Genomic DNA, 17,656 nt, shown 5'->3' with positions numbered 1-17,656 from the left:
TCGTCCTCGACCGTTCCGGCCGGGCGCCGCGCAGGCGTCGATCTCCCCCCGCTCCCCGAGTTCTGCCTCCGGGCGCCCCGAATGCGACGTGCCCAGCAGACCGGGGACCGGAAGGCGGCCGGGGAGCTGCGGCAGGACGCCCGCGGGCTGATCTTCACGACGAAGTACGGGACGCCCGTCGAGCCGGGGAACCTGACCCGCCAGCGAGGAAGAGGTGCGGGCCGCGCTCGGCAAGCTCTCCGATGCCATGGGCGGCGCCGACTGACGCCGTTGCTGTACTTAGCTGCTGTACGACCCGAAACGCAGAAGGCCCCGGATCTCTCCGGGGCCTTCAACCTATGTGCACTCGGCAGGATTCGAACCTGCAACCTTCTGATCCGTAGTCAGATGCTCTATCCGTTAAGCTACGAGTGCTTGTTCTTTCGTTTTCGTCTTCCGCTCCCGGCCCTTCCGGCCCGCTCGCGGCGACAGGAAGAACATTACATGACTGCCGCCGTCATGTGAAATCCGATTCGCACACCCCTTGTGACCTGCGAAAACGCGGATCAGAGCGGGTGGAGCCGACAACGCCGAAGCCCCGGTCCTGGGACCGGGGCTTCGGGATGGGCGCGGAGGCGGAGGGATTTGAACCCTCGATGGGCTTTAAGGCCCAAACCGCATTAGCAGTGCGGCGCCATAGACCGGACTAGGCGACGCCTCCAGCACAACCACTCACGCGAGCGCGCGACTGGTGCGTGCAGATGATGACACAGTCGAGCGTGCTGTCACCAATCGACCCCCACGGTACTAGGCACCGGGGTCACAGGGCAAAGGGCTTCGCCCGGCGGTGCGGCGCCGCAACGTCCGGGGGCCGCGGGCGTTGATCAGGGCATGGTCTCTGTCATGTCGTTCGTCCCGCGGGGCGTCCTGGTGTCGGCCCTCGCCGCCCTCTCGGTCCCGTCCCTGTCCGCCCTCGCCGCCCCAGCGGCCACGGCCGCCCCGGTGGCACCGGTGGCACCGGTGGCACCGGTGGCCACAGCCGCACACCTCGCACACCTCGCGCACCTCGCGCCCAACCCGCCCGGCGCGGGTCTCATGCCCCCGCCGGCGCGCCCCGAGGACGAGACCGGTGATCACCTCACCGTCGTCGTCCGGCACGCGGGCCGCGGGCTGGACGGGACGTACGAGGTGTCCTGCCACCCCACGGCCGGGAACCACCCGGACGCGGCGGGAGCCTGCCGGACGCTCGACGCGAACACGCAGTGGGGCCGGGACACCTTCGCCCCGGTCGCCCCCGACAGCGTCTGCACCCTGGTCTACGGCGGGCCGGCCACCGCCCGGGTCACCGGCACCTGGGCCGGGCGCCCGGTCGACGCCGCGTACGACCGGGCCAATGGATGCGAGATCGGGCGCTGGGACCGGATGGTGCCGCTGCTGCCGGACCTCGCCCCGCCCGCGTAGGCGGTCCCCGTGCGCGGCCGTCGCTCACGTAAAGGTCCCGCGAAGGTCTCGCGGAGCCGGGAGGGGCGCGGAACGGGACCGGGAGGCGGCCCGCCGCACGGCAGACGCGTACGGTCACATGTTCGCCGTCACTTCGTCGTGCGACCTCCCTCTCATCCGGCGTCGCGGGCGCAACCCGTGCCCTTAGACTCCCTCGCGTGACACCCCGCGGGCCCGTTGGCAAGATGGCCCGAGCGGCAGGCAAGGTGCGGTGACAAGGAGGAAGCGTCTCGTGAGCAGCAGGCCATCCCGAGGCGCTGCTCGCCTCGCAGCCATACTCGACGCGCTGCCCGACGCGTTGGTCCTGGTCAACGCCAACGGAACCGTCGTCAACGCCAACACCATCGCCCTGGAGGCCTTCGAGGCGCCGGGGACCGCGCTCGTCGGACGCGGGCTGCTCGATCTGCTGCCGCAGTTCGACTCCCGTCTCATCCCCGGCTCCATGCGGCGGCCCGATCACATGGACCCGCGCGGGCGGACCAAGCCGACCCGCATGATCGCGCGGCGGACCGACGGGACCGAGTTCCCGGTCGAGGTCACGAGCGCGAATCTGGAGAACGGGCAGCAGGCGTACGACGGTTACGGCTACACCGGTGACGAGCTGCTGATGCTCGTGGTGCGCGACCTGTCGGGAACCGTGGACACCGAGGCCGAGCTGGCCCGTTCGCAGCGGCAGACCGAGATGATCCTGCGGGCGGCGTCGGAGGGTGTCGTCGGCACCGACACCGACGGGCGGATCGTGCTGGTCAACCCGGCCGCCGCCCAGATACTGGGGTACCGGGCCGGTGAGCTGGGCGGCAAGGAGCTGCACACCCTCGTGCTGCACTCGCGCGCCGACGGCTCGCCCTTCCCGTACGAGGAGTCCCCGCTCGCCGACACCCTGCGCTCCGGGCGCAAGCACCGGGTGCGCGGGCAGGTGCTGTGGTCCAAGGGCGGGGACCAGGTCGCGGTCGACCTGACCACCGCGCCGGTGCGCGACGGCGACCAGCTCGTCGGCGCCGTGATGACCTTCACCGACCGCCGGCCGTACGACGATCTCGCCGACGAGAAGTCCGCCCTGGAGAAGGCGCACGCCGACGAGTTGGAGCGGCTCTCCGAGGAGCATGCCTCCGATCTGACCGCGCTGCGCCAGGCGCACGTCACCGAGCTCGAGGAACTGCGCGAGCAGCACCAGGAGGAGCTGGCGGCCGGCGAGGAGCGGTACGCCGCCCTCGGCGAGCGGGAGAAGGACCGCTTCGAGGCGCTCGCCGGGCGGCACGAGCAACTGCTCACGCTGCTGGGCCGGTCGCTGCGCGGACCGCTGGACGAACTGCGCCGCGAACTGTCCGCCCTGGCCGCCGACGACGCCGGGCAGCTGTGGCCCGAGGCCAACCAGGTGCTGCACCACCTGTCCGCCGGGTACTCGCGCATCACCACGCTGATCGACAACGTGCTCGGCTACCAGCACCTCGACGCGGGCAGCGAGGACATCGCCCGTACGAAGGTGATGCTCGACGCCGTCGTCGCGGCCGGTGTGGAGGGGGCCGTCGAGCTGATCGGGCCCGGCCGGGTGCAGTTCGCCGTGCACGCGCCGCCCATCGAGGCCGAGGTCGACGCGCAGCGGCTCGCCACCGCGCTCGCGCATCTCGTCGCCGACGTGGCCGGTGTCGACGCCACCGGCAACGCGCCCGTCTCGGCGGGCGGATACATGGACAACACGGTCGTGGTCGCGGCCGCCCAGCGCGGCGAGGTCGCGCGGATCGAGGTGCGCGGGCCGTACGGCGGGGGAGACCCGGTGCACGAGCCGATCGTGCGCGGGATCGTCCGGGCGCACGGCGGAGTGCTGCAGACGCACGAGGTGCCGGGCATGAGCGGCAGCGCGTACGTGCTCGAAGTGCCGCTCGGCGGCGGGGCCGGAGCGGTCGCCGCCCAGGTCCCGGACGCCCTGGAGGCCCCGGCGGAGGGTGCCGGGCCGGCCGGCGGACGGCGCCGGGCCCGCCGGGCCTCCACCGACGCCTTCCTGGAGAGCGACCTCCCCGGTGAGTCCGAGGAGCCCGCCGACGGGGCGGAGGCGCCCTCGCCGACCGGGCGGCGGCGCCGGCGTGCGGCGGCCGCCGTCGAGGCGGCGGCCCCGGTGGTGGCCGAGGCCCAGGAGGCCGCGACCGGACGGCGACGCGGCCGGGCCGCCGAGCCCGGCACCGGTGGCGAGGGCGTGAGCGAGGGTGCCGTGATGACGGCGGCCGAGCATGCCGCGGGTACCGCCGCCGCGGGCAACGGACTCGGGGCCGCCGTGCCGCCGCAGGGCGTGCCCGTGCCCACGGGCCGCCGTGCCCGGCGGGACCCGGACGCGCCGCAGGCCGCCCTGCCGCCCGCGCTGCCCGCGGCCGGTGCGGAGCAGGCCCGAACCGGTGCGGCCGCCGACGACGCGCAGCCGACCGGCCGGCGCCGGCGGGCGCTGGCCGCGGCGCAGGAGCGGGCGGCGGCGCAGGAGTCCGTCGCCCGTACGGTCTTCGCCCTGCCGCCCGCCGAGGCCGACCGTTCGCCCGGCTCCGCCGGAACGGCGACGGGCACCGGTCAGATGCTGGTGGCCGGTCAGACCCCGGTGACCGCTCAGGCACCGGTGACCGGCCCGGCACCGGTGGCCGCTCGGACCCAGGTGGCCAGTCAGGTGCCGGGTGCCGGTCAGACCCCCGTGGCCGTCGCAGGCGGCACGGACGACGACGGCCGGCACGACGCCATGACGCCCGCCCAGACCGAGGACCACACCCCGCCGCAGCCGCACCCCACCAGCGCACCGACCGGCCGTCGGCGGCGGGCCGTGGCCCAGCCGGGCGAGGCGGCGCAGGCGGCGGAGCCGGTTCAGGGCCCCGCCCCGGCCGCCCACGCTCCGGCCCAGGCCCCGGCCGGAACCGTTCCCGCGCAGGCGGCTCACGCGCAGCCCGCTCCCGGGCAGGCCGTCACCGGACCGGCCGGACAGCCGGCTCCGGGGCCCGGTATTCCGGCGCAGGGTGCGGCCGCACCGGCGGGCCCCGCGGGGCAGCCGGGCGGCGCGGTCCATGCCGGTGTGCCGGCTCAGGCCGCCCCCGGTCAGCCGGTGGCGGTGCCGCACGCCGCGGTGCCCGCGCAGGGCGCCGCCGGCCAGGCCGCGCCCGTACCCCCCGCCCGGCCGGTTCCCGCACAGGGCACCCACGGCCGGGGCGTGCCCGCACACGGCACCCACGGCCAGGGCGTGCCCGCCCAGGGAACCCCGGCTCAGGGAGTGCCCGTGCCCGCGCCGGCCGACGCCGCGGCGCACCAGCCCGTCCAGGGACAGCAGCCCGCCACCGCGCAGGCCACTCCCCCGGCCGCCCAGCCACTGCCCGCCGAGGCGGCCGCGGGCCAGGCACCGGCGCCCCAGGGCGGCCTGGTCACCCCGGCCGCCGGCACCCCCGCGGCCGCCGTACCGCAGCAGTGGCCCGGTGCCGACGCCACCTCCGGCGCGGGCGTGACCGTGCCCCCGGCGCGGCAGCCGGGCCCGGCCGCCACCCCCGCGTCCGGAACGCCGCTGCCCCCGGAGCACGCCGTCGCGCAGCCGCTGCCCCCCGCGCAGCCCCTGCCCGCCGAGGCACCGGGGAACGCCGCCGGTGACCCCGACTCCACCCAGGGCCGGGCGATCAGTGTCCGTACGCTCGGGCAGGGCGTGCCGTTCGCGCGGCAGGCCCTTCAGGTCCAGCAGACGACGCCCACCCCGCCCCCGCACGCGCCCGGCGGTTCCGGCCGCCGGCGGAAGCTGGGCACGCCGCCCGACCCCTCCGCGCGCCAGGAGGCGCAGCCGGAGCAGGGTGCCCGGCCGCATCCGCCGGCCGAACAGCCGCCCGCGCAGCCGTCGCTCGCGGGGCAGTCCCGGCTCGCCCCCACCGCCGAGGGCGGCGGACGGTCGTACGCCATAGGCGCCCCGGACGCGAACGCGGCCGAGGGGCCGGAGCCGCTGGACGGTCCCGGTGGTGCGGTGGAGGTCGCCGACACCCCGCGCCCGCAGCCGCTGGACGACGAGCTGCCGCCGGAGCCGCTGGACAACCCGCGCCGGCTGCTGGTGTGGCCCGCGCCGGACGTGACGACCCAGCAGGCGCTGAGCGACCGCGGCTACCGACCGGTCGTCGTGCACTCCCGTGAGGAGGTCGACGCGCAGATCGCGGCCTTCCCCGCCGCGCTGTTCGTGGACCCGCTCACCGGGCCGATCACCCGTACCGCGCTGCAGTCGCTGCGCCAGGCGGCGGTCGCCGCCGAGGTGCCGGTGCTGGTCACGGCCGGACTCGGGCAGGCGACGCGCGAGGCGGCGTACGGCGCCGACCCCGCCGTCCTGCTGAAGGCGCTGGCGCCGCGGGACAGCGAACAGCATCCGCCGCGGGTGCTGCTGATCGAGGAGCACGCGGAGATCGCGCTGGCGCTGACCTCGACGCTGGAGCGGCGCGGGATGCAGGTGGCGCGGGCCGCGAGCGACGCGGACGCGGTGACGCTGGCGGGGCAGTTCCGGCCGAACCTCGTGGTGATGGACCTGATGCAGGTGCACCGCCGGCAGGCCGGGTTCAGCGGGATCATCGACTGGCTGCGTGCGAACGGGCAGCTCAACCGCACCCCGCTGGTCGTCTACACCGCGGCCGTCGATCCGGCCGACCTGCCCCGGCTGGCCTCCGGTGAGACCGTGCTGTTCCTCGCCGAGCGGTCCACCAGCCCCGAGGTGCAGAGCCGGATCGTCGACCTGCTGGCCGGCATCGGGACGAACTAGCGGGGACGGCCCGGCGCCGCCCCCGCCCCGAACGGCGAACAGCCCCCGGCGCCTGCCGGGGGCTGTCGTTCACGCGCCGGGCGTCAGCCGAGCCTGGTCACGTCCAGGCCGCCCTCCGCGTACTGCCTGCGGAGCACCTTCTTGTCGAACTTCCCGACGCTGGTCTTCGGGACCGTCGCGATGACCGTCCAGCGCTCGGGGAGCTGCCACCTGGCGATCTTGCCCTCCTCGGCGAGGAACGCGCGCAGCGTCTCGAAGTCGGCGCTCGCGCCCTCCCGGAGGACCACCGTGGCCAGCGGGCGCTCGCCCCACTTGTCGTCCGGTACGGCGACCACGGCGGCCTCCGCGACGTCCGGGTGGGACATCAGCGCGTTCTCCAGCTCGACCGAGGAGATCCACTCGCCGCCGGACTTGATGACGTCCTTGGCGCGGTCGGTGAGGGTGAGGAAGCCGTCGGGGGAGATGGTGCCGACGTCACCGGTCTTCAGCCAGCCGTCCTCGCTGAACTTGTCGGCGGGACGCAGCGGTTCGGCCTCGGGGCCGTTGTAGTAGGCGCCCGCGATCCAGGGGCCGCGCACCTCCAGCTCACCCGCCGACTCCCCGTCCCACGCGATGCGCTCGCCGCCGGGGCCGGTGAGCCGGGCCTCCACTCCGGCCGCGAAGCGGCCCTGGGTCAGGCGGTACCCGAACTCCTCGTCGGTGCCGACCGAGTGGGCCGGCGGGCGGGCCACCGTGCCCAGCGGGGAGGTCTCCGTCATGCCCCACGCGTGACAGACCCGCATGCCGAGTCCGTCAAAGGCCTCCATGAGGGAGGGCGGACAGGCCGAACCGCCGATGGTGACCTGGGTGAGGGCGGAGACGTCCCGGGGGCGGGCGGTCAGCTCGGCGAGCAGTCCCTGCCAGATGGTGGGGACGGCCGCCGCGTGCGTCGGCCGCTCCCGCTCGATCATCTCGGCGAGCGGGGCGGGCTGCAGGAAGCGGTCCGGCATCAGCATGTTGACGCCGGTCATGAACGTGGCGTGCGGCAGACCCCAGGCGTTGACGTGGAACTGGGGGACCACGACCAGCGAGGTGTCCTGGTCGGTCAGGCCCATCGACTCGGTCATGTTGACCTGCATGGAGTGCAGGTAGATCGAACGGTGGCTGTACACCACGCCCTTGGGGTCGCCGGTGGTGCCGGAGGTGTAGCACATGGCGGCGGCCTGACGCTCGTCCAGCTCCGGCCAGTCGTAGGCGGTGGGCCGGCCGGCGATCAGCTCCTCGTACTCGTGCACACGCGCGGTGGCGCCCTGGAGCGGGGCGCGGTCGCCGGGGCCGGAGACGACGATGTGCTCCACCGTCGGGAGCTTGGGCAGCAGCGGCGCGAGCAGCGGGATCAGCGAGCCGTTGACGACGATCACCCGGTCCGCGGCGTGGTTGACGATCCACACCAACTGCTCGGCGGGCAGCCGGAGGTTCAGCGTGTGCAGCACCGCGCCCATGGAGGGGATGGCGTAGTACGCCTCGACGTGCTCGGCGTTGTTCCACATCAGCGTCGCGACACGGTCGTCGTCGCGCACCCCGAGTCCGTCCCGCAGCGCGTGGGCGAGCTGTGCCGAGCGGGCCCCGATCTCGGCGAAGGTACGGCGGTGCGGCTCGGCCTCGCCGGTCCAGGTGGTCACCCGCGACGACCCGTGGACCGTCGACCCGTGGGTCAGGATCCTCGAGATCAGCAGCGGTACGTCCTGCATGGTGCTCAGCACGGCGGTCCTCCCGGGGCGACTTTGCCTGCGCGGTGGTCGGGGTTGCGCTGATTCTGCTCACATACCGCGCGGTATGTCACTAGGAGAAGAGAAACAGTTTGACGACGGGTCCCGGGACGCCCGCTAGCGGACCGGACCCAGCTCGGGATCCTCGCGCAGTTTGCCCAGGGCCCGGGAGACCGCCGACTTCACCGTGCCCACCGAGACGCCGAGCACCTCGGCCGTCTGGGCCTCGCTCAGGTCCTCGTAGTACCTGAGGACGACCATCGCCCGCTGCCGTGCGGGCAGCCTGGTGATCGCCCGCCACATGGCGTCGCGCAGCGCCTGCCGTTCGGCCGGGTCCGCCGCGCCGGGGGCGGGCTCGGGTTCGGGCAGTTCGTCGCAGACGAACTCGTCGACCCGGCGCTTGCGCCACTGCGAGGTACGGGTGTTCAGCAGCGCCCGGCGCACATAGCCGTCCAGTGCCCGGTGGTCCTCGATCCGCTCCCAGGCCACGTAGGTCTTGGTCAGCGCGGTCTGCAGCAGGTCCTCGGCGTCGCTCGGGTTGGCGGTCAGCGACCGCGCGGTGCGCAGCAGCACCGGCTGGCGGGCCCGCACGTACGACGCGAACGACGGGAACGAGTGGGTCTGCCGCGCCGGTGCGGCGGCGGCCGAGGCGCTGGTGCAGACGGGTGTGGTCATGGCTCCACGCTAGGAGCGGACCGGCCCTCCCCGGATCGGCCCCAGGTCCCGATGCCGTGTCCCCCTCAGGTTGTAGGGGTGGGGCCCGCCACACCTCCTGAAGGTGGACCGCGCGATGACGTCCTCTGCGGGTTCTCCCCTGCGGGCCGACCCGCCGGGCCGCGGGAAACGGCTGCGCGGCGGTACCGAAGCACCGCCGCGCAGCCGTCATGCGACCCCGAAGCACACCGCGCGGGGACCCTCACCCCAAGGGCCCCCGCCCCGGCTCACCACAGCGGGCTGAAGTGGAAGGCCACGTTCTCGGTGCCCTGCTGGAGGGCCGCGAGTTCGGAGCCGTTGATCTGCGCGACGTTCCCGCCGTTGTCACGGCCGACGCCGCTGCCGGCGAGGCTCGCCACACCGGCGGTCGATCCGTCGCCCGCGAGGGCGCCGTTGTCCGCACCCGCGACGCCGGTGAAGAGCGCGGCCGCGAGCGGTAGTGCGGAGACGGCGGCGAGAACGCGGGCGGTACGGATACTTGCCATGTTGTCCCTCCAGAACCGGGCACCTTCCGGCCGGGAGGGCCGGAAGGTCCGTGAAGTACGGCTTGAGTCAGGGCGGTTGGCCGACCGCCACGGCTGTCATGAACGACGTCGCACGTCCAGACTTGCCCACCGATTCCCGGCCAACCACCCCTAACAGCATCATTAGCACGCAAGCGTGATGACATGTCGATAAACCCCTTTCACCACCTTTATCCGGCCGACGTCGCACGCGCCCGTGACACGGACCTTCCGCCCCTGCGGCCACGCAAGGGATGAATCGTTCCGCCGCATTTCCGGACGAAACCCCCGCTCCCGGCGCGCCGCCGGGGCACCCCTTTCCTTTTTCGAACGTACGTACGAACATGGAGTCATGGCCACCACCGACCGGCAGGCCACGACGCTGGCCCTCGCACACGCCCTGTCAGCCGCCGAACGCGGACTGGCCGTCATCCCCCTGTCCCGGAACAAGCTCCCGGCCCTGCGCTCCCCCCACCACGACGACCCCGGCCCCACCTCCTGCCACGGCGAGTGCGGCCGTTTCGGGCACGGCGTGTACGACGCCTCCTCCGACCCCGCCCGCATCCGTGAGCTGTTCGCCGCCGCGCCCCGGGCCGGCGGCTACGGCATCGCCTGCGGGCTGCCCCCGCACCACCTCATCGGCGTCGACCTCGACACCAAGACGGGCACCGACGCCTCGGCCGCGCTGCGCGAACTGGCCCTGCGGCACCTGTTCACGATTCCCCCGACGGTCGTGGTGATCACCCCGAGCGGCGGCCGCCACCTGTGGCTGACCGGCCCGCCGGACGTGGTCGTCCCCAACTCCGCCGGCCGGCTCGCCCCCGGCATCGACATCCGCGGCGCCGGCGGTTACCTCGTCGGCCCGGGTTCCCGCACCGACCACGGCGTGTACGCGACCGCACCGGGCACCGCCCACCTGGGCCCGGCCGCGTGCCCGCCGGCCCTGCTGCGCCTGCTGCTGCCCCCGCCGCGCGCCGCGCACCCGGCACCGCAGCCGGCGGGCGACCACGGGCGGGGCCTGATCCACTTCGTGCTGACCGCACACGAGGGCCAGCGCAACACCCGCCTGTTCTGGGCGGCATGCCGCGCCTACGAGAACGGCGTCGGCCCCGCCCTGCTGGCCCCCCTGGTCGAAGCGGCCGTCGACACCGGCCTGACCGAACGCGAGGCCCGCGCGACGATCGCCTCCGCGGCCCGCATGACCGGCCACCGGCCCTGACGGCCGCCCGGTCCGCCGGACACCGCGCGCGGGTCCTCCCTAGGGGGCGGCCGGTTCCGACCTGACCTCGGGAGGAGCGGCGGAGACGGCCGGCCGCCGCTCCTCCCGCCCGCCCAGCACCGCGAGGACCACGGTCACGGTGACCGATCCGGCCGCCATCAGCGTCATCGCCGTGGCCGGGGAGGCCAGCTGGGCCAGCGTGCCCGCGAGGGCGGCGCCGACGCCCTGCAGGGCGGCCATGCCGGTGGCGTGCAGGCCGAGGGCCTGGCCGGTCAGGTCGTCGGGGGTGAGCGACATCAGGCGTTCCTGCAGGACCAGGCTCGCGGCGAAGCCGACGGAGGCGACGGCGGCGGCCACCGCCGACAGCACCACCCCGGGCCGCAGCACGAAGAACAGGTAGGGCACCGCGAGCAGCAGCCGCAGCGGGGTCGCGAGCCGGGTCCGCGCCGCGGGCGGCACCAGGCGGCCCACCGCCATGTCGCCCAGGAACATGCCCAGCGCCCCGCACGCGTACAGCGTGCCGGCGGCGCCGGGGGCGTAGGAGACGTAGAGCGAATCGCTGCCGACCACCAGGCCGTTGGGGACCCACAGGCCCAGGTAGGTGAGGCGGCGGGAACGGGAGGACCACAGCAGGGCGTTGGTGCGCCAGGTCGCCGAGAAGGACGGGCGGCCGGCGGAGCGCGGCGGACGGGCGGTGAGGCCCAGCCGGCTGACGAGGGCCGACACCAGGTACAGCGCGGCCGCGAGGAGCAGGCAGGCCCGCGGGGACAGGAGCGCCAGCAGCGCGCCGCCCGTCGCGAAACCGGCGACCTGGGTCAGGCCCCAGAGCATGTTGTAGACCGAACGCCCCAGGACGTAGCCGTCCTTGGACAGGATGTCGTTCAGCAGTCCCCCGCGCACCCCTCCGCCGAGCGACGCGACCAGGCCCTGCAGCAGGACGACCGCGAGGACCGCCCGGACCGGCAGACCGGGCAGCGCCAGCACCGCCGTGCCGGCCGCGAACGCGAGGGAGAGGCCGGTCAGGATCGCGCGCGGGGGCAGCCGGTCGGCGCCGGAGAGCAGGAACGTGGCCCCCGCCAGCTGCGCGAGCTGTGGACCGAACATGCTCAGCGCCGACAGGAGCGGGGAGCCCGTGGCCCGGAAGACCAGCGTGCCGAGGGCCAGCGCACCGATCGTCTGGGCCGCGGCGGAGCCGGCGAAGGAGAGCAGGAAGGGGGTGAACTCCGGGGTGCGGAACAGGGTCCGGTAGCTGCGCATGCGGCAGAGTCTCGGGGCGGCCGGGCGGCCGTGTTCACTGTTTCGCCGACACGCGAAAGGTCGTACGGATGGGCTTGTGGCAGATCGACACCGACACCCTCGCCCGCAGCCGGTTCGTGCTCTCGCCGTTCGCCGAGACCTTCGCGAGCCTGAGACTGCTGCACGCGGGGACCGGTGCCCATCCGGGCGAGGAGGCCTGGCTGCGCGCGCACCTGCCCGGCTACCGCGCACGCCTGGCGGCCGACCCGGTGGCCGGGCCGCTCGTGCGGGCCGCCCTCGGCACGTCCTGGATCGCCGACTTCTTCTGCCCCACCTCGTGCGTGGGGGAGAGCTTCGAGCGGACCGTGTCCCGGGTGCGGTCGGCCCGGGCCGGGGACGCGCGCGCCGACCTCCGCGTGTCCCTGCGGGGCCCGCTGCCCGCCGCCCTGGAACGCGACGACCTGCCCGAGCGGGCGGCCGCGCTGCTGACGTACGTGTGGGAGGAGACCGTACGACCGCACTGGCAGCGCAGGCGGCGGGTGCTGGAGGCCGACGTGGCCGCGCGGACGGCGCGGGTCGGCCAGGGCGGCTGGGCGGCGGTGCTGGACTCGCTCCGCCCGGGGACGCGGTGGCTCGGGGAGAGCCGCTTCCAGGTCAACCTGAACGCGTATCCGCCGCGGGAGATCGCGGCCGGCGCCGAGCTGCTGTTCATGCCGGTGACGCCGCGGACCGGCTGGGTGTCGTGGGAGGGACGGGAGCGGTACGCCGTCGTCTACCCGTGTCTCGGGGTGCTCGCCGAGGACCACGCCCACCGGCCCGTCCCGGCCGGCCTCGTCGCGCTCGTCGGCACCGCGCGCGCCGGGCTCCTGGCCCTGCTCGGCACCCCCATGAGCACGACCCAGCTGGTCGCCGTGACCGGCCAGGGCCTGGGTTCGGTCGGCCGGCACCTGCGGGTGCTGCGGGACGCGGGCCTGGTGGAACGGCGCCGGGCCGGGCGCTCGGTGCTGTACGTGCGCACGGCGGCCGGCGAGGTGCTCCTGGAGGCCTCGGGCACCGGCACCGAAGCGGCCGGGCCCTCCGTCACACGCGTCGGAGCGGACCCCGCCCGGCGATGACCGGCCCCGGAGATATCCGATGCAACGGGCACCCGCCGACGGCTAGCCTCGCGCGAATGGAGATCCGGACGTTCGAGGAAAGCGACTGGCCGTCGGCCTGGCCGTTCATGGAACAGATCATCCGCGAAGGGGACACCTTCTGCTACGACCCGCTCCAGACCGAGGCCGAGGCGCGCGAGATGTGGGTGGTACCGCCGCCGGGGCACACCGTGGTGGCGGTGGAGGACCGGCGCGTGATCGGCACCTCCAACATGTATCCCAACCGGCCGGGCCCCGGTTCGCACATCGCCGGCGGGAACTTCATGGTCGCGCCGGAGGCACGCGGCCGGGGCGTCGGCCGGGCGCTGGGCGGATACCTGCTGGACTGGGCCCGCGGCCACGGATTCACCGGCGTGCAGTTCAACGCCGTGGCGGCCTCCAACGCACCGGCGCTCAAGCTGTACGGACATCTCGGGTTCGCCGTCATCGGCACCGTTCCCGGCGCGTTCCGGCATCCGGTGCTGGGCCCGGTCGGCCTGCACGTCATGTACCACGACCTGGCACCGGCCCGCGGATGACCCGTGGCGGACCGCCGCCCCGCACCGGTCCCGGCGCTAGCGTGGCCCACGCGTCGACCACCCGACAGCGCCGAAGGAGCAAGCGCCATGGAGATCGTGACGTCCCAGAAGATCACCACGTTTCTGATGTTCGAGGGGAACGCGGAGGAGGCGATGACCTTCTACACCTCGCTCTTCGACGACGCCCGGATCGTCGCCGTCACCCGCTACGGCGCCGACGGCCCCGGCAAGGAGGGAACGGTGCGGCACGCGACGTTCTCGCTGGCCGGCGGGCAGTTCATGTGCATCGACAGTCCCGTGGCGCACGGCTTCACCTTCACCCCCGCGGTCTCCCTCTTCGTGCAGTGCGAGGACGAGGCCGAGATCGACCGTCTCTACGCGGCCCTCGTCGAGCGGGGCACCGCGCTCATGCCCCTGGGCGACCACGGCTTCAGCAGCAGGTTCGGCTGGGTCAACGACCGCTTCGGCGTCTCCTGGCAGCTGAACCTGCCCTGAGCCCGCCCCGCCCCGCCCCGCCCAGCACGACGGCCCCTGACCGTTGACTCCGGTCAGGGGCCGTTCGCACTGCTCCTCGTGCGGAGGCGGTGGGATTTGAACCCACGGTGACATCGCTGCCACGACGGTTTTCAAGACCGTTCCCTTAGGCCGCTCGGGCACACCTCCCCGCGCCCGCCCGTGATCGGCGGCGCGCGTACACAGTACCGGGCCGCCGCGGGGGCGGGGGCACACCGGGGTGCCGCCGGTTCCCTCGCGGCACCCCCCGCGGAAGCGTCAGCTGTCGCCCGCCCGGGAGCCCAGGGTGAGGTCCACCGTGCGCTCCTGGCCACCGCGCTTGTAGGTGATCGTGACCTTGTCGCCGGGCTTGTGGGTCCAGATCTCGCCGATCAGGGTGGGCCCGCTGTCGATCACGTGGTCGTCGAGCTTGGTGATGACGTCGCCGGGCTTCAGACCGGCCTTGTCGGCCGGACCGCCGGTCTCGACCGCGGCGGAGCCGGACGCGCCCTGGTCGGTGATCTTCGCGCCGGCCGTGGAGTCCTCCAGGGACACGGACGCGCCGATCTTCGCGTAGACCGGCTTGCCGGACTTGATCAGCTGCTGGGCGACGTACTTGGCCTGGTTGATCGGGATCGCGAAGCCGAGGCCGATCGAGCCGGACTGGCCGGAGCCGAAGCCGCCGCTGCTGCTGGACTGGATCGCCGAGTTGATGCCGATCACCGCGCCGGAGGCGTTCAGCAGCGGGCCGCCCGAGTTGCCGGGGTTGATCGACGCGTCGGTCTGCAGGGCGCTCATGTACGACGCCTTGCTGGAGGAGCTGCCGTCGCTGGAGGCCACCGGGCGGTTCTTGGCGCTGATGATGCCCGTGGTGACGGTGTTGGACAGCCCGAAGGGGGCGCCGATGGCGATCGTCTCGTCGCCGACGGCCACCCGGTCGGAGTTGCCGAGGGCGAGCGGCTTGAGGTCGGAGGGGGCGTTCTTCAGCTTGATGACGGCGACGTCGTACCCCTGGGCGTGCCCGACGACCTCGGCGTCGTACTTCCTGCCGTCCGGGAAGGTGGCGGAGAGCTTGCCGCCGTTCACCGCGTCGGCCACCACGTGGTTGTTGGTGACGATGTGGCCCTGGGTGTCGAAGACGAACCCGGTGCCCGTGCCGCCCTCGCCGCTGGTGCTCTCCGCCTCGATGGTGACCGTGCTGGGCAGTGCCTTGGAGGCCACGTTGGCGATGGTGCCGGGGGCCCGCTTGATCTGGGAGGCGCCGTCGGAGGCGGAGACGGTGGTGGAGCCGGAACCGTCGTTGTCCTTGGCCAGGGTGTAGCCGATCCCGCCGCCCAGGCCGCCCGCGACCAGCGCGGCCACCAGGACCGCGGCGACCAGCCCGCCGCGCCCGTTGCGGGGCTTGGGGGCGGGCTGCTGGTAGGACGAGCCCCAGGCCGCGGCCGCCCCGCCGGAGCCCCCGTCGCCGTAGGCGGGCGCGGTGGCGGGCGGCGGCCAGGAGCCGTCGGCTGCGGGGGCGCCGGGGGCGCCGTAGGGCTGGTGGGCGTCAGGGGCGGGGCCGGGGGCCCCGTGCGGCGGGCCCGCGGGGGTCTGCGCCGCGGGTGCCGGGTACTGCTCCGGGACACCCGGGGTGCCCTGGGGCACCGGCGGCAGCGGAGTCGTCGGCGCGCCCCCGTCGGGCGCGGAGCCCTGCGGGGAAGCAGCGGGAGATGCCACCGGCACGGGAGGTGCGGACGGGGCCGGGGGTACCGCGTTGCCCTCGTTCTCGGTGCTCACAGCTCTTCTCCTCGATCCACGGCTGTTGTTCCAGGTCGCACTCGGACACATACGCTCAGGCACGCTCGTCGCGGCGTGCACGCCGGTCGCCCGTGCGGCAGGGGCCCGGTGCGACAGCTGTGCATGTTTCGGTGGTCCTCTTGTATGCAGTCAGCTTTTCCCATGGGCCGTCAGAGCACCATAAGCGGTGGCTGTGGGTCCAGGGCCACTCTTTACATAGGATATTTCTCGCAAAAGTTTGACCGAGGTCCAGAACGGACGCCACCGTTCACCGCCCGGACCGGCCGGTGCCGCCCCCGGGTACCCCGCGTCGGTGGCACCATGACGCGGTGACCCACGCACCACACCACACCGTCCAGGTCGTCGCCCACCGGGGGGCCTCCGAGGACGCGCCCGAGCACACCCTGGCCGCGTACAAGAAGGCGATCGAGGACGGAGCGGACGCCCTCGAGTGCGACGTACGGCTCACCGCCGACGGTCATCTGGTCTGTGTCCACGACCGCCGGGTGAACCGGACCTCCAACGGCCGCGGGGCCGTGTCCGCGCTGGAGCTGGCCGATCTCGCCGCCCTGGACTTCGGCTCCTGGAAGACCCGCGAGGACTGGCGCGGGCGGGACGAGGAGCCGGACTGGGAGCACCGGCCGGAGGACCCGGCGGACACGTCCGTGCTCACCCTGGAGCGGCTGCTCGAGCTGGTCGCGGACTCCGGGCGGCGGGTGGAGCTGGCCATCGAGACCAAGCACCCCACGCGCTGGGCGGGACAGGTGGAGGAGCGGCTGCTGCATCTGCTGAAACGGTTCGGGCTCGACGCGCCGGCCTCGGCCGCCGAGTCCCCGGTCCGCGTCATGAGCTTCTCGGCGCGCTCGCTGCACCGGGTGCACGCGGTCGCGCCGACGCTGCCGGCGGTCTACCTGATGCAGTTCGTCTCGCCCCGGCTGCGGGACGGGCGGCTCCCGGCGGGCGTGCGCATCGCGGGCCCCTCGATCCGCATCCTGCGCAGCCACCCGGCGTATGTGGAACGGCTGAAACGAGCCGGCCACCAGGTCCATGTCTGGACGGTGAACGAGCAGGCGGACGTCGATCTGTGCGTGGAACTGGGCGTCGACGCCATCATCACCAACCGCCCGCGCGCGGTGCTGTCCCGGCTGGGCCGCTGAGCGGAAGGCCCCCCCGGCCTCCGGGCGCGGCCGCGTCGCCGGACACGAAAGGCGGGTAAGGACCGGTGCGCGACTCTTGACCCCGGCCGCACGGCTGCAGCATCCTCCGTTCTCGGCCACACCCACGAAATCCAGCCACAGAGTGACCGTCCCGTCACGGGGAGTGCTCCGGCGTATTCGTCATGTGTGCAGACGTTGCGAATGCGTCAGCGGAAGAGGACTGGCCGGTTTCCGGTACAGGCCGTTGGGGCATCCACACCGTGGCGTGGGGCGAAGGAGGTCTCGGGGGTGGCGTTGGTGGTGGCACAGGAGGTGCCCACGTCGTCGAGCATGGCCGTTCCCCATGGCCCTGCGGGCGTGGGGAAGGCGAGACACCGGATGCGGGCGCAACTGCGCAGCGGCGGGGTGTCGGAGTCGGTCGTCGACGACGCCGTACTGATCCTTTCCGAACTCTTGAGCAACGCCTGCAAACACGGGCGGCCGCTCGGGGACGCCCAGGCCGGCGACGGCGCGGTGCGCGCCGCGTGGAAGGTGGACGTGCGCGGACGGCTCATCGTCGAGGTGACGGACGGCGGCGGTCCGACCCGCCCCGCCCCGGCGACTCCGTCGGTCACCGCGCACGGCGGCCGCGGGCTGAACATCATCACGGCACTCGCCGACGACTGGGGCGTCCGGGACGACATCCAGGGCGAGGTGACGGTCTGGGTCGTGGTCCACGAGGACGTTCATGATCCGGACGCCGGGTGCCGGCACGGGGGTTTCGCTACGCGCGTCACCGCGTCCCCGGTACCGGCCATGGCCGAACTGGACTTCGCCGACGCGTTCGACGAACTGGGCTGAGGGCGGGGCCCGTCGGGCGGGCCGCGGCCGTACGCCGACGGCGTCGCCCGCGTGTCCGTTGTCCACAGGTTCCCGT

13 protein-coding genes and 3 tRNA genes are annotated in these 17,656 nt (G+C 74.0%); 8 read left to right on the top strand and 8 right to left on the bottom strand.

All coding sequences use genetic code 11. From position 1 onward, the window contains the following. Positions 1–341: 341 nt before the first annotated feature. Both ACWCPN_RS06595 and ACWCPN_RS06590 read right to left on the bottom strand, forming a co-directional pair. Positions 342–414, bottom strand: a tRNA-Arg gene (locus tag ACWCPN_RS06595). Positions 415–609: 195 nt separating this feature from the next. Beyond that, positions 610–700: transfer RNA gene (locus tag ACWCPN_RS06590), tRNA-Ser, on the bottom strand. Between the two features lie 182 nt (positions 701–882). Here ACWCPN_RS06590 and ACWCPN_RS06585 point away from each other — a divergent pair. Together ACWCPN_RS06585 and ACWCPN_RS06580 are read left to right on the top strand one after the other, a co-directional pair. Beyond that, positions 883–1,440 carry an SSI family serine proteinase inhibitor gene (locus ACWCPN_RS06585; protein ID WP_451202860.1) on the top strand — a complete coding sequence of 186 codons (558 nt, stop codon included), beginning with the start codon at positions 883–885 and terminating at the stop codon, positions 1,438–1,440. A gap of 271 nt (positions 1,441–1,711) precedes the next feature. Further along, a complete protein-coding gene (locus ACWCPN_RS06580) occupies positions 1,712–6,223 on the top strand; it encodes a PAS domain-containing protein (protein ID WP_451202858.1) in 4,512 nt (1,503 codons plus the stop codon). An 83-nt stretch (positions 6,224–6,306) separates the two neighbouring features. Here ACWCPN_RS06580 and ACWCPN_RS06575 read toward each other — a convergent pair whose 3' ends face one another. The 3 genes from ACWCPN_RS06575 to ACWCPN_RS06565 form a co-directional block, all read right to left on the bottom strand. Further along, entirely contained in the window at positions 6,307–7,965 is a 1,659-nt protein-coding gene (locus ACWCPN_RS06575; RefSeq protein ID WP_451202856.1) for a long-chain fatty acid--CoA ligase, read from the bottom strand. Positions 7,966–8,088: 123 nt separating this feature from the next. After that, entirely contained in the window at positions 8,089–8,646 is a 558-nt protein-coding gene (locus tag ACWCPN_RS06570; protein ID WP_199211158.1) for a SigE family RNA polymerase sigma factor, read from the bottom strand. A 266-nt stretch (positions 8,647–8,912) separates the two neighbouring features. Continuing rightward, positions 8,913–9,170, bottom strand: coding sequence for a hypothetical protein (locus ACWCPN_RS06565; protein ID WP_199211159.1), 258 nt, complete (start codon positions 9,168–9,170; stop codon positions 8,913–8,915). Between the two features lie 370 nt (positions 9,171–9,540). Here ACWCPN_RS06565 and ACWCPN_RS06560 point away from each other — a divergent pair, with 370 nt between their 5' ends. After that, the gene (locus ACWCPN_RS06560; RefSeq protein ID WP_451202852.1) at positions 9,541–10,407 is read left to right on the top strand and encodes a bifunctional DNA primase/polymerase; all 867 of its coding nucleotides are present in this window, start codon (positions 9,541–9,543) and stop codon (positions 10,405–10,407) included. Positions 10,408–10,446: 39 nt separating this feature from the next. Here the strand turns inward: ACWCPN_RS06560 and ACWCPN_RS06555 are convergent, their stop codons facing one another. Further along, the gene (locus tag ACWCPN_RS06555) at positions 10,447–11,664 is read right to left on the bottom strand and encodes an MFS transporter (protein WP_451202850.1); all 1,218 of its coding nucleotides are present in this window, start codon (positions 11,662–11,664) and stop codon (positions 10,447–10,449) included. A gap of 68 nt (positions 11,665–11,732) precedes the next feature. Between ACWCPN_RS06555 and ACWCPN_RS06550 the strand changes: the two genes are divergently transcribed. The 3 genes from ACWCPN_RS06550 to ACWCPN_RS06540 all read left to right on the top strand — a co-directional run bounded on the left by ACWCPN_RS06550 (position 11,733) and on the right by ACWCPN_RS06540 (position 13,810). Continuing rightward, positions 11,733–12,758 (top strand): helix-turn-helix domain-containing protein, encoded by a 1,026-nt coding sequence (locus tag ACWCPN_RS06550; protein ID WP_451202847.1) that lies wholly within the window; start codon positions 11,733–11,735, stop codon positions 12,756–12,758. A 56-nt stretch (positions 12,759–12,814) separates the two neighbouring features. After that, positions 12,815–13,315 carry an N-acetyltransferase family protein gene (locus ACWCPN_RS06545; RefSeq protein WP_451202845.1) on the top strand — a complete coding sequence of 167 codons (501 nt, stop codon included), beginning with the start codon at positions 12,815–12,817 and terminating at the stop codon, positions 13,313–13,315. Positions 13,316–13,402: 87 nt separating this feature from the next. Then, positions 13,403–13,810 (top strand): VOC family protein, encoded by a 408-nt coding sequence (locus tag ACWCPN_RS06540; protein ID WP_451202842.1) that lies wholly within the window; start codon positions 13,403–13,405, stop codon positions 13,808–13,810. Between the two features lie 81 nt (positions 13,811–13,891). Here ACWCPN_RS06540 and ACWCPN_RS06535 read toward each other — a convergent pair. Then, positions 13,892–13,978 (bottom strand) — tRNA-Ser (locus ACWCPN_RS06535). Positions 13,979–14,086: 108 nt separating this feature from the next. Continuing rightward, complete coding sequence (locus ACWCPN_RS06530) at positions 14,087–15,583, bottom strand: S1C family serine protease (protein ID WP_451202840.1); 1,497 nt, start codon at positions 15,581–15,583, stop codon at positions 14,087–14,089. A 329-nt stretch (positions 15,584–15,912) separates the two neighbouring features. On the opposite strand from ACWCPN_RS06530, the gene ACWCPN_RS06525 reads away from it, so the two are divergent. Both ACWCPN_RS06525 and ACWCPN_RS06520 read left to right on the top strand, forming a co-directional pair. Next, positions 15,913–16,740: a glycerophosphodiester phosphodiesterase gene (locus tag ACWCPN_RS06525; protein ID WP_199211171.1), complete on the top strand. Its 828-nt coding sequence runs from the start codon at positions 15,913–15,915 to the stop codon at positions 16,738–16,740. A 201-nt stretch (positions 16,741–16,941) separates the two neighbouring features. Then, the gene (locus tag ACWCPN_RS06520) at positions 16,942–17,580 is read left to right on the top strand and encodes an ATP-binding protein (protein ID WP_451202838.1); all 639 of its coding nucleotides are present in this window, start codon (positions 16,942–16,944) and stop codon (positions 17,578–17,580) included. Positions 17,581–17,656: the final 76 nt, after the last annotated feature.

The sequence above is a fragment of the Streptomyces sp. NPDC002386 genome, assembly GCF_053593175.1.
Note: the sequence above shows the minus strand (reverse complement) of the source record. Positions and strands in the feature narration are given on the sequence as shown.

Excerpts from the sequence above, each read along its gene's own strand:
- ACWCPN_RS06545 (WP_451202845.1), top strand. The coding sequence starts at position 12,815 with ATGGAGATCCGGACGTTCGAGGAAAGCGACTGGCCGTCGGCCTGGCCG.
- ACWCPN_RS06570 (WP_199211158.1), bottom strand. The coding sequence starts at position 8,646 with ATGACCACACCCGTCTGCACCAGCGCCTCGGCCGCCGCCGCACCGGCG.
- ACWCPN_RS06555 (WP_451202850.1), bottom strand. The coding sequence starts at position 11,664 with ATGCGCAGCTACCGGACCCTGTTCCGCACCCCGGAGTTCACCCCCTTC.
- ACWCPN_RS06565 (WP_199211159.1), bottom strand. The coding sequence starts at position 9,170 with ATGGCAAGTATCCGTACCGCCCGCGTTCTCGCCGCCGTCTCCGCACTA.
- ACWCPN_RS06520 (WP_451202838.1), top strand. The coding sequence starts at position 16,942 with ATGCGTCAGCGGAAGAGGACTGGCCGGTTTCCGGTACAGGCCGTTGGG.
- ACWCPN_RS06560 (WP_451202852.1), top strand. The coding sequence starts at position 9,541 with ATGGCCACCACCGACCGGCAGGCCACGACGCTGGCCCTCGCACACGCC.
- ACWCPN_RS06585 (WP_451202860.1), top strand. The coding sequence starts at position 883 with ATGTCGTTCGTCCCGCGGGGCGTCCTGGTGTCGGCCCTCGCCGCCCTC.
- ACWCPN_RS06550 (WP_451202847.1), top strand. The coding sequence starts at position 11,733 with ATGGGCTTGTGGCAGATCGACACCGACACCCTCGCCCGCAGCCGGTTC.
- ACWCPN_RS06540 (WP_451202842.1), top strand. The coding sequence starts at position 13,403 with ATGGAGATCGTGACGTCCCAGAAGATCACCACGTTTCTGATGTTCGAG.